11 protein-coding genes, 1 pseudogene and 1 riboswitch are annotated in these 10,454 nt (G+C 63.8%); of the genes and pseudogenes, 2 read left to right on the top strand and 10 right to left on the bottom strand.

Going from position 1 to position 10,454, the window contains the following annotated elements; genetic code table 11:
* On the bottom strand, positions 1–1,207 hold a 1,207-nt coding region (locus tag AC1DX0_RS23940), incomplete at its 3' end, for a class I SAM-dependent RNA methyltransferase (RefSeq protein WP_477357067.1).
* A complete protein-coding gene (locus AC1DX0_RS23935) occupies positions 1,204–1,968 on the bottom strand; it encodes a TlyA family RNA methyltransferase (RefSeq protein ID WP_477219656.1) in 765 nt (254 codons plus the stop codon). The genes AC1DX0_RS23940 and AC1DX0_RS23935, both read right to left, overlap by 4 nt.
* 166 nt (positions 1,969–2,134) lie before the next feature.
* On the opposite strand from AC1DX0_RS23935, the gene AC1DX0_RS23930 reads away from it, so the two are divergent.
* Entirely contained in the window at positions 2,135–2,536 is a 402-nt protein-coding gene (locus tag AC1DX0_RS23930) for a GFA family protein (protein WP_477219657.1), read from the top strand.
* Here AC1DX0_RS23930 and AC1DX0_RS23925 read toward each other — a convergent pair.
* The 6 genes from AC1DX0_RS23925 to AC1DX0_RS23900 all read right to left on the bottom strand — a co-directional run bounded on the left by AC1DX0_RS23925 (position 2,533) and on the right by AC1DX0_RS23900 (position 7,578).
* Positions 2,533–2,826, bottom strand: a complete 294-nt coding sequence (locus AC1DX0_RS23925; RefSeq protein WP_477219658.1) for a hypothetical protein — start codon at positions 2,824–2,826, stop codon at positions 2,533–2,535. The two genes, AC1DX0_RS23930 and AC1DX0_RS23925, sit on opposite strands and share 4 nt — an antisense overlap.
* Positions 2,827–2,974: 148 nt before the next feature.
* A complete protein-coding gene (dxs, locus tag AC1DX0_RS23920) occupies positions 2,975–4,888 on the bottom strand; it encodes a 1-deoxy-D-xylulose-5-phosphate synthase (protein ID WP_477357065.1) in 1,914 nt (637 codons plus the stop codon).
* 183 nt (positions 4,889–5,071) lie between these two features.
* Positions 5,072–5,992 (bottom strand): pirin family protein, encoded by a 921-nt coding sequence (locus AC1DX0_RS23915; RefSeq protein ID WP_477357063.1) that lies wholly within the window; start codon positions 5,990–5,992, stop codon positions 5,072–5,074.
* 40 nt (positions 5,993–6,032) lie between these two features.
* Positions 6,033–6,299: a DUF2277 domain-containing protein gene (locus tag AC1DX0_RS23910; RefSeq protein WP_477219661.1), complete on the bottom strand. Its 267-nt coding sequence runs from the start codon at positions 6,297–6,299 to the stop codon at positions 6,033–6,035.
* A gap of 97 nt (positions 6,300–6,396) precedes the next feature.
* Complete coding sequence (locus AC1DX0_RS23905; RefSeq protein WP_056565628.1) at positions 6,397–6,648, bottom strand: exodeoxyribonuclease VII small subunit; 252 nt, start codon at positions 6,646–6,648, stop codon at positions 6,397–6,399.
* A gap of 3 nt (positions 6,649–6,651) precedes the next feature.
* Positions 6,652–7,578 carry a histone deacetylase family protein gene (locus AC1DX0_RS23900; RefSeq protein WP_477219662.1) on the bottom strand — a complete coding sequence of 309 codons (927 nt, stop codon included), beginning with the start codon at positions 7,576–7,578 and terminating at the stop codon, positions 6,652–6,654.
* A gap of 121 nt (positions 7,579–7,699) precedes the next feature.
* A riboswitch (cobalamin riboswitch) is annotated at positions 7,700–7,878 on the top strand.
* A 3-nt stretch (positions 7,879–7,881) separates the two neighbouring features.
* Here AC1DX0_RS23900 and bluB point away from each other — a divergent pair.
* A pseudogene (gene bluB, locus AC1DX0_RS23895) lies at positions 7,882–8,556 on the top strand (5,6-dimethylbenzimidazole synthase); the annotation flags it as partial.
* 116 nt (positions 8,557–8,672) lie between these two features.
* Here bluB and AC1DX0_RS23890 read toward each other — a convergent pair.
* Positions 8,673–9,656 carry a hypothetical protein gene (locus AC1DX0_RS23890; RefSeq protein ID WP_477219663.1) on the bottom strand — a complete coding sequence of 328 codons (984 nt, stop codon included), beginning with the start codon at positions 9,654–9,656 and terminating at the stop codon, positions 8,673–8,675.
* Between the two features lie 105 nt (positions 9,657–9,761).
* On the bottom strand, positions 9,762–10,361 hold the full coding sequence (locus AC1DX0_RS23885) for a TetR/AcrR family transcriptional regulator (protein ID WP_477219664.1): 600 nt from the start codon (positions 10,359–10,361) through the stop codon (positions 9,762–9,764).
* Positions 10,362–10,454 lie beyond the last annotated feature (93 nt).

Raw genomic sequence — 10,454 nt, 5'->3', positions numbered from 1 at the left:
GAGCGACGGCTTCGACATGSGRCGACCACAGGAACTGGTCGATCGGSGTKACGCTTTTCAGTTGATAGCCGCCATCGATGAGGATGCGCAGGTCGCGCGCCAGTGTCACCGGGTTGCAGGACACCGCGGCAACCAAGGGAACATCCGAGCGGGCGATCTGCTTCGACTGGTCCTCGGCGCCCGCGCGCGGCGGATCGAAGACAAGCCCGTCAAAGGCGTTCAACTCCTTGAACGTCAGCGGCCGGCGGAACAGGTCGCGGCGTTCGCCCGTCACCCGCTTCAGGCCGGTTGCGAAGCGTGATCCCTTGTCCAGCGCTGAAAGTGCCGCCGCATCGCCCTCCACGGCATGCACTTCCGACTTCGCGGCCAACCGCAAGGCAAAGCTACCGCAACCGGCGAAAAGATCAGCGACCTTCTTGGCGCGCTTCAGATGTCCCCCGACGATGTCGGCCATGGTCTGTTCGGCGACCTCGGTCGCCTGCAGGAAGGCACCCGGCGGCACGGCGACAGCGACGCTGCCGAACATGACCACAGGCTTCCTCGGCTCGATGACAATCTCATCGTCGATGGACAGTCTGGCAAAGCCTTGCGCAAGGACAAAATTGGAGGCGATGCGGCGCTGGTGTTCGCCGAGTTTGCCGGATTCATGTACCGCGACATCAAGGCCCGAACCCGTCACAGTGACCGCCATCCGGAACGATTTGGTGGTGGCGCATATCAGGTCGGCGAGCGCCCGCAACCGGTCGAGTGCGGCAACGATCTCGGGCAGCGAGATCGGGCATTCGGATATGGAGATGATTTCCGGCGATAGATGGCGGTTGAAGCCAAGCAACATACCCTTATCGCCGCGCCGGGCGGCAAGCACGACACGGCGGCGCGTGTGCGGTGCGCAGGCGACCAGCGGATCAATGTCGCAATCGAAGCCCTTCAGGGCGTGCACCACCTTGTCGCGTTTCCACTGGCGATAGGCTTCGGCCTCGAAATGCTGGAGGGCACAGCCGCCACATTCGGTGAAATGGCGGCAGGCGGGTTCGATGCGCAGCGGCGAGGCCTCCAGCACGGCCATCAACGTGGCGCGGTCCCTTTCGCGCGCGGCGGTGACGGTCTCGCCCGGCAGCGTGAAGGGGATGAACAGATCGCCGCTTTCAGTCTCGGCAATGCCATCGCCTTGGGCGCCCAGCTTTTTGATGGTGAAGCGCGTACTCATCGATCCTTGATCCCACCGAGCAGGAATTCACGATTGCCGTCGCCGCCATCGATCGGCGACAGATGCAAACCGAGCGAGCGCCAGCCTGGAACGGCGTCCAGCCAATCCTGCAGCAGGCCGGCGACACGGGCGGCATCGAAGGGATCTTTCAGCAGACCGCCCTTGCCGATCGCCTCGCGACCCGCCTCGAATTGCGGCTTGACCAGAAAGACCGCTGCAGCCCCAGGTTCTGCAAGGGCGAGCGCCGGCGGCAGCGCCAGTTTGAGCGAGATGAAGCTGACGTCGGAAACGATGAAATCCGGAACACGGCCGGCAAGATCGGCGATGGTGAGATCGCGTGCATTCAGCCCCTCGACGACCGTCACGCGCGGATCCTTGCCGACATCGGGGTGCATCTGGCCGTGTCCGACATCGATTGCCGTGACATGGGACGCACCACGTTCGAGCAGCACCTGAGTAAACCCACCGGTCGAGGCTCCAATGTCGAGCGCTTCGCGGCCGGCTGGGTCGAGACTAAAATGGTCAAGCCCGCCGATCAGCTTCAGCGCCGCGCGCGAGACATAGCCCTGTGCCGGATCGTCGATGGCAACAAGGCATTGCGGCGAAACGTTCTGACCGGGCTTGCGGGCAATGGCGCCGTCAACCGTCACGGTGCCACGCTCGACCGCGTCGCGGGCACGCGAGCGACTGGCAAACAGGCCGCGCTGGACGAGCAAATCGTCGAGCCGCTGGCGTGTGCTGGCTGGCAAAGGCAAGTTCATCGGCCTTCATGGCGAAAGCCGGCAGTGAAGGCAAGGACATTGGGGCGGAACATGGAAACAGCGGCGAACGGACCGAACCGCACAACCGCTTGCGCGCATCGCAGCGGGTCCGGCAAGATAGTGGTCAAGGGAGAGCCCTCTATCGTCAAAACCCGGGGGAGAGAGAATGCTGACGGGAACCTGCCACTGTGGTGCAACCCACTGGACCCTGGAGGGCGATCCTGGGCCGATCACAGCCTGCAACTGCACGCTTTGCCGGCGCTATGGCACGCTCTGGGCCTATGATTATGTTGACGAACGCATCCGTGTTGCAGGCCCGACGGGCAGTTATACGCGCGCCGGAAAGGACACGCCGTCGCTCGAAATCCTGTTCTGCCCGACCTGCGCTTGCGTGCTGGCCTGGCGCGGCCTGCGCGCCGGTGCCTCCGGTCGCATACGCATCGCCGTCAATGTACGGCTGGCGCCGCCGGAGGCCGTCGCCGATCTGCCGATCGACCATTTCGATGGCCTCGAGACATACGACGACCTGCCGCGCGACGGCCGTTGCGTGCGCGATATGTGGTTCTAGAAAATGGTGCGGGACACCTGGCGCTCGACGGCGGGAGACAGACCGTCATGCCGATCCCCTGAAGCTTGCTCATTTGGATGCTCAGACGCAACCGCTGACGCAGGCACGGGATCGGGCAGGACCACAAGCTGCGGCACCTGCTTGTAGGAAAAGCCGCCCCTGATATCGCCCATCTTGCTGGCGACGATGCCCACCGCCGCCTTTTCGAGATTGCGGTCAAAGCGTGTTTCGGCGGCGGCCGGTGCCGCGATGGCGGCTGAAAGCGCCACGCCATACAGAAGCGTTCTCATTGTTATTGTCTCCCTGCCTGAACACGATCTAGCAGGGCGCCGTTGAAAAACGGCCAAGAGACACGGTAAGCAAAGCGCCAAACGGCAGCGTAAACAATGCGTTAAGAAATCAAGCCGGCAAACTGATTCAAGCGCTTGAGATTTTGATTCAGGCGCGTTGAGCGCGTGTGCTGTGCCCGAGCGCGACGAAGACCGTGCGCACGATGCCGGCGGCATCGAGACCGGCATCGGCGTACATCTTTTCCGGCTTGGCGTGGTCGGCGAAGATATCGGGCAGCACCAGCGGGCGTACCTTCAGGCCGCTTTCCAGCAGTCCTTCATGAGCAAGGAACTGCAGCACGTGGCTGGCGAAGCCGCCAATGGCGCCCTCCTCCACCGTCACCAGAACCTCGTGCGAGCGGGCCAGCCGCCGGATCAGATCCTCGTCGAGCGGCTTGGCGAAGCGTGCATCGGCGACGGTGGTCGAAAGCCCGGCCGCGCCGAGTTCCTCGGCAGCGATCAGGCAATCCTGCAGCCGTGTGCCGAAGGACAGCAGCGCCACCTTGCTGCCTTCCCGGACGATGCGGCCCTTGCCGATGTCGAGGACCGAGCCGCGCTCCGGCATGTCGACGCCGACGCCGTTGCCGCGCGGGTAGCGGAAGGCGATCGGGCCGTCATCATAGCTTGCCGCSGTGCGCACCATGTGGCGCAGTTCCGCCTCGTCGGCTGCGGCCATCACGACAAAGCCCGGCAGGCTTGCCAAGAAAGTGGTGTCGAAGGCGCCGCAATGGGTGGCGCCATCGGCGCCGACGAAACCGGCGCGATCAATTGGGAAGCGCACCGGCAGTTTCTGGATCGCGACGTCGTGCACGACCTGATCGTAGGCGCGCTGCAGGAAAGTCGAATAGATCGCCGCGAACGGCTTGTAGCCTTCGGTCGCGAGGCCAGCGGCGAAGGTCACCGCATGCTGTTCGGCGATGCCGACATCGAAGGTCCGAGATGGGAACACTTCGCCGAACAGGTCAAGCCCGGTGCCGTTCGGCATGGCGGCGGTGACGGCGACGATACGGTCGTCCTCGCGGGCCTCCTGGATCAGGCTTTCGGCGAACAGCTTTGTGTAGGCCGGCGCGTTGGCCGGCGCCTTGGCCTGCGCGCCGGTGATGACGTCGAACTTGTTGACGCCGTGATATTTGTCGGCGGCGGCYTCCGCCGGCSCATAGCCCTTGCCCTTCTGGGTGACGACATGGATCAGCACCGGGCCTTCRCCATTGTCGCGGACGTTCTTCAGAACCGGGATCAGATGTTCGAGATTGTGACCGTCGATCGGGCCGATGTGATAGAAGCCGAGTTCCTCGAACAAAGTGCCGCCGGTGACATAGCCGCGCGCATGCTCGACCGCCCTAGTGATCGCCCGATCGGCACGCTTGCCGAGGTAAGACGTCAGCTTCTTGCCGAAGTCGCGCAGGCCGGCATAGGCCTTGCCGGAGGCCAGRCGCGCCAGATAGGCRCTCATGGCGCCGGTCGGCGGSGCGATCGACATGTCGTTGTCGTTGAGGATRACGATSAGCCGSGCATCGAGCGCGCCGGCATTGTTCATCGCCTCATAGGCCATGCCGGCCGACATGGCGCCGTCGCCGATGACGGCAATGACATTRTTGYGGCCRCCGGAGAGRTCGCGSGCRGCSGCCATGCCGAGGCCGGCCGAGATCGACGTCGAGGAATGGGCCGCACCGAACGGATCGTATTCGCTCTCCGCACGGCGGGTGAAGCCGGACAGGCCGCCTTCCTGGCGCAGCGTGCGGATGCGGTCGCGGCGGCCGGTCAGGATCTTGTGCGGATARGCCTGGTGGCCGACATCCCAGATCAGCCGGTCGTCCGGCGTGTTGAAGACATAGTGCAGCGCCACCGTCAGCTCGACCACACCAAGGCCGGCGCCGAGATGACCGCCGGTGCGGGACACCGCATCGACCAGTTCGAGCCGCAGCTCGGACGCCAGTTGCGGCAATGCGCTTTCGTCAAGCGCGCGCAAATCCGCCGGGATGCGGACCTTGTCGAGAAGCGGCGTATGCGGCGTTGCGTTCACGGGTCTCAGGCTTTCTGTTCAACGGCGGGATAGGCCGCCGGCCTGCGAAAGTAAATGCGTGTCAGTGACGCGGGCCTGCTCCCGAAAGGACAGCGCGTCGAAACAGCTTATGCCCGCGCTTTCAAGTCCTTGTTTTCATGCCTATCGTGGTCCCGAAACCGGGCCGCTTTTGGGCGATATTCCTTAGTTTTCCGGCAGCGGGATGAACTCTTCCTCATCTCCGGGAACGATATCGAAGCGGCCCGTCTTCCATTCCTGCTTGGCCTGTTCGATGCGTTCCTTCGACGAGGAAACGAAATTCCACCAGATGTAGCGCTGCGAGCCGAGCGAGGCACCGCCGAACAGCATGAAATGCGCGCCGGTATCCGAGGATACGACGATCTCGTCACCGGGCCGGAACACCAGCAGCCGYTCGGCCGGAAAGMSRTCGCCKGARATCGCGACCTCACCTTCCAGCGTATAGATGGCGCGCTCTTCCGCATCGGCCGGGATCTTCACGCTGGCGCCCGGCGCCAGTCTGAGATCGGCATAGAGCGTCTCGGTATCGGCCCGCACCGGGGAGCGCAGCCCCTGGAAGTCACCGATGACGACACGGCCGCGGACGCCTTCGGCGTCGATCTCGGGCAGCCGCAACGCGGCCGTGTTCTCGAACAACGGCGCCACTTCCTCCTTGCCGTCCGGCAAGGCCAGCCATGTCTGCAGGCCGGAGATCGACATCGGCGCACCACGCAATTCCTCGGGCGTACGCTCGGAGTGGACGATGCCGCGGCCGGCGGTCATCAAATTCACATCGCCGGGCTGGATGACCATTTCGGTGCCCAGCGAATCGCGATGCCGGATCTTGCCGTCGAACAGATAGGTCACCGTCGACAGGCCGATATGGGGATGCGGGCGGACATCCATCGCCTGGCCGCCGCGCAGGATCGCCGGGCCCATGCGGTCGAAGAAGATGAACGGCCCGACCAGCCGCCTCTTGGCGGTCGGCAAGGCGCGGCGCACCTGAAAACCGCCAATGTCCTTGGCGTTCGGGATGACCATCAGCTCGATCTGGTCGCTGGCAAAGGCATCGCCTGCTTCAGGGTCTTTCCCGGGGAAGAAGCTCATGAACTCTCCTTGTCAACGCTCAGTGGCCGCTTTGGCCGCGTCAGGCAAAGCGGATCGCCGCCTTTGCCTTCAGCTTGGCCGCCACCTCTTCGCGATTGCGGGGATGCTGATGGGTTTCGAGCGAATCGAGAAGTTCGCGCGCGGATGCCGCGATGGCTTCGACCGCGTGGTCGAACGCGTGCTGGTTCTGCTTCGACGGCCGCGTCGTTCCGCTCARYTTGCGSACGAACTGAAGGGCCGCGTCGCGCACTTCGTCACTGGTTGCCGGYGGATCRAAATTGAACAGGGTCTTGATGTTTCTGCACATCGCTTCCGTATCTCCTCTTGTCCTGGAGCCGTTTCAATCGGGACGAGCTTAATCCTCAACCAAGATCGTGTCCAAAAGCGGTAAGGCTGTTCGTGCCTCAGTCCGCGTCGAGCGGCTCGGTGCCGACCGGCTTGCCGTCGCGCGACAGCCTGATCTTTTCGACCTTGTCCTCGGCGGCCTTCAGCAGCCGGTCGCAATGCGCCTTCAGCGCCTCGCCGCGCTCATAGATCCGGATCGACTGGTCGAGCGGCACGTCGCCACGCTCCAGATCATCGACGATCTTCTCCAGCGCGTCGAGTGCCTGCTCGAAGCTCATCGCCTTGACGTCTTCGTTGGTCTCAGCAGCCATCGTTCATCCTTTCATCAGTCGGCCGACATGGGCGGCGACCGAAAATGCCAGTCCCTGCAGATCGTAGCCGCCCTCGAGCAGGCTGACGAGCCGGTTGCCGCTGTGGCGGGCGGCGCGTTGCATCAGCTGGCCGGTCGCCCAGTCGAAATCATCCTCGGTCAGATTGATCTCGGCCAGCGGGTCGCGATGGTGCGCGTCGAAGCCGGCCGAAATGATGATCAGATCGGGCGCGAAATTGTCGAGCGCCGGCAGCACGCGCGACAGGAAGGCATCGCGAAACACCTCGCTGCCGGTCTGCGGCGCCAAAGGCGCGTTGACGATGTTGCCGGCGCCGGTCTCGCTCTTCGCGCCGGTGCCAGGATAAAGCGGCATCTGGTGCGTCGAGCAATAGAGCACCGACGGATCGTCCCAGAAAATATCCTGCGTGCCGTTACCGTGGTGGACGTCCCAATCGACGACGGCAACACGCTCGACGCCATGCTTCTTCTGCGCATAGCGCGCGGCGATCGCCGCCGTGTTGAAGAAGCAGAAGCCCATCGCCGTGTTCTTTTCGGCATGGTGGCCGGGCGGCCGCGCGGCAACGAAGACATTGTCGGCACGGCCGGTAAAGACATCGTCGACAGCGGCGTTGGCGGCACCGATCGCGGTGATCACTGCCTGCCAGCTTTTCGGGCTGGCGGTGGTGTCGGCATCGACGCGGGCAAGGCCCTCTTCGGGAATGGCGGCGCGGATGCGCGCGACGAAATCGGCGGGATGGGCGTAGAGGATCGTGGCCTCGTCGCCCTCCGGCGCCTTGACGCGGTCAAGTGCGGCGAAGGCCTCGTCATCGAGCACGCGCTCAATGGCGCGCAAGCGATCCGGCCGCTCGGGATGGCCGGGCGGCGTGATGTGCTCAAGAAAGATCGGGTGGGTGTAAAGACGGGTTGTCATGCCCCCTATCTAGTGCCCCGGCGCCACGATGGCCATGCGTTGCCGCTTGATGGCTGGGGAAAATCATGCCTGCGTCCATTGGCGTCGCTGCGGGGATTGGCGCTGCCGGCGCTTCGGCGTAAGGTCGCGGCCACTGCCTGGTGCCCGCGCAAGCGGGAGAATCGGGAACACGGTTGAATTCCGTGGCGTGCCCAACGCTGTGAGGGGGACCGCGCCGGTAAATGCCACTGTCGATGACGGGAAGGCACCGGACGCGGGTTGATCCCAAGCCAGAAGACCGGCCTGGCAGGCATCGTCATCCGCATGGTCAGGCGGAGGACATGGATTGCAATCGCAAGGGGACAAGCGATGCCGGAAACCATGACCGCTCCTATGGGCGACGGATTTGACCAGATGGCGCGCGACGCGGTCTACCGCGCCATGTTCACTCGGCGCGACGTGCGCAGCCATTTCCTGCCCACTGCACTCGACGACGAGGTGCTGGCGCGCTTGCTGCTTGCCGCCCATCACGCACCGTCTGTCGGCTTCATGCAGCCGTGGAATTTCATCGTCATTCGCGATGCCGCGCGACGGGCGGAGGTACGTGACCTGTTCCTGGCCGCCCGCGAGCAGGAATTGCCCGCGATCGAGGCCGAAAGACAGGCGCTCTACCGCAAACTCAAGCTGGAAGGCATCTGCGAAAGCGCGCTCAACATCTGCATCACTTGCGACCGCCAGCGCTCACTGGGCTCACCGCTGGGACGCTGGCACAATCCGGAGATGGATCTCTACAGCACGGTCTGTGCGGTGCAGAATTTCTGGCTGGCGGCGCGCGCCGAAGGCGTCGGCGTTGGTTGGGTCAGCATCATCGAGCCGCAAGCGCTGAAGAGCCTGCTGGCCATTCCCGAGCACGTGACGCCGATCGCCTATCTCTGCGTCGGTCGCGTTTCCGAGTTCGCGCCGAAACCGGACCTCGAGACGCATGGCTGGGGCAGGCGGCTGCCGCTGCCTGAACTGATCATGAGCGAGACGTTTTGCGGGCAAGGCGAGGCGCGGCTCAAGTCAGCGGTGGCGGACCTCAACACCGCTGTTATTGCGCCGGCGCAGCCCGCCGATCAGCGTGTCGCGCCGGCCGTGCCCCAGCGCGAGCCGCCAAAGGAGGCCAGTGCCTTGTCCTTGAGTTCCCTGAACTTCGACGACGCCTCGGCCAGCCGGGCGTCCCAGGCCGGATCGGGCACCTGGCCGGCGATGGTCTTGAAATAGACCTGCATCAGGCAAGCGATGGCGAAAGGTTCGATGAAAGCCGCCTTGAAGGCCCAGGCGAAGACGATGGCGAGCACGAAGGCCCAGCCGGCGAGCTGCCCTGGCATCATGAACAGAATGGCGGCGGCCGGAGCCAGCATCAGCAGAAAGATGACGAACGACACCCCCCACATGATGACCGCCAGCCAGACGGCGTTCTTGACCATGGTCTTGCCGTTCTGGGCATAGAGCACGACGCCTTGCCGCGCCGTCTCGAAGGGCGAGGACGAATTGATGCGGATGTTGTAGCCGAGGATGATCTCGTCGACATAGGTCAGCGACAGACGGATCACCGTGTTGATGAAAGAGACAAGGCCGCTCAGGCCTGGAATGGGCAGGAAAGCGGCGATGCCGCCGAGCAGGCCGGTGATGGCGCGGATAGCGCCCTTGACCAGTTGGTCGACGACGAAAAGGATGTTGGCCTCGGCAAAACGCTCGGTGACGACCTGCTTTGCGTAGGCGATCTGGTTCTGGCCGTCGGGAACATCCCGGCCGTCGATCAGATGGACCATGACGGCGATATGGCCGGCCTTGACGACGTAGAGGATGTATTCGCGGATCCAGTAGACGGCGATCGAGACGATGCCGAAACCGACCACGCCACCCCACAGGGCAAAGGACATTGGGCCGTCGGGATCGGTGGAGATATGGCCGACGCCGTAGCCGACAGAGGCGCCGGTGCCGGTCGCCATGATGTAAGCCAGGGTGATGCCGAAATAGACGATCATGCGAAAGACAATGAACGGCCAGGTCCTGATCATGATGGACACCGACCGGCCGATCTCGAAATCCCACATGGCTCCGAATCTCCCCTCAGAGATGGCTGCGGAGGATGCGCTCTGCCTGAAGATTGTCAATCGGGGCGGTGGCCAGCGAGGCGCCCAACGGGGGATTTGGGTCTGTTATGAAGCTGGTTTTCTGAGCAGGCCTTCAAGCAGCTGCTTGAACGCCGCCACCACCATCTTCGATGTCGCTTCGGGATCGTTCGAATTGGCGATCCGCTGCGCCGCCTGGCTGCTGGCGCCGTTGATCAGCCGTGCGGCGGTCTCGGGGTCGACGCTGCGGACGACCACCCCTTCCCCCTGCAGCGCGGTCAGATGATCGGTCATTGAGCCGACGCAGGCATTGGCATTGGACCATTGCGCCGGATCGCCCAGCACGGCCGGGCCATCGCGGAACATGATGCGCTGGATTTCCGGCTCCAGCGCCATCTCGATATAGGTCGTACATTCGTCGACGAAGTGTTGCCAGCGAGTCGGCGCTTTCGAGGCGACCTCATTCACCCTGGCCGCCATCTCGCCGTCGATTTCGGCGATAACCGCCTCCAGAAGCCCCTTCTTGTCGCCAAAATGATGATAGAGCGCGCCGCGCGTCAGTCCGGCGGATGCGGTGAAATCATCCATCGAGGCCTCGGCATAGCCTGTCGTGCCGAAGGCCTGGCGGGCCGCGGCGATCAGCTTGGCGCGCGTCTCTGCGATCATCTCCTTGCGGGGTCTGTGCATTCTGTCTGGCCTTATCCACATACGTTCCGTATGCCAATTGACATACGTCGCGTATGGCTTATCTAACCCTCATACGCTCCGTATGTAATTGTC

It is taken from the genome of Mesorhizobium sp. P3_A9 (assembly GCF_056402975.1).
This window is presented reverse-complemented; position numbering and strand designations above follow the sequence as displayed.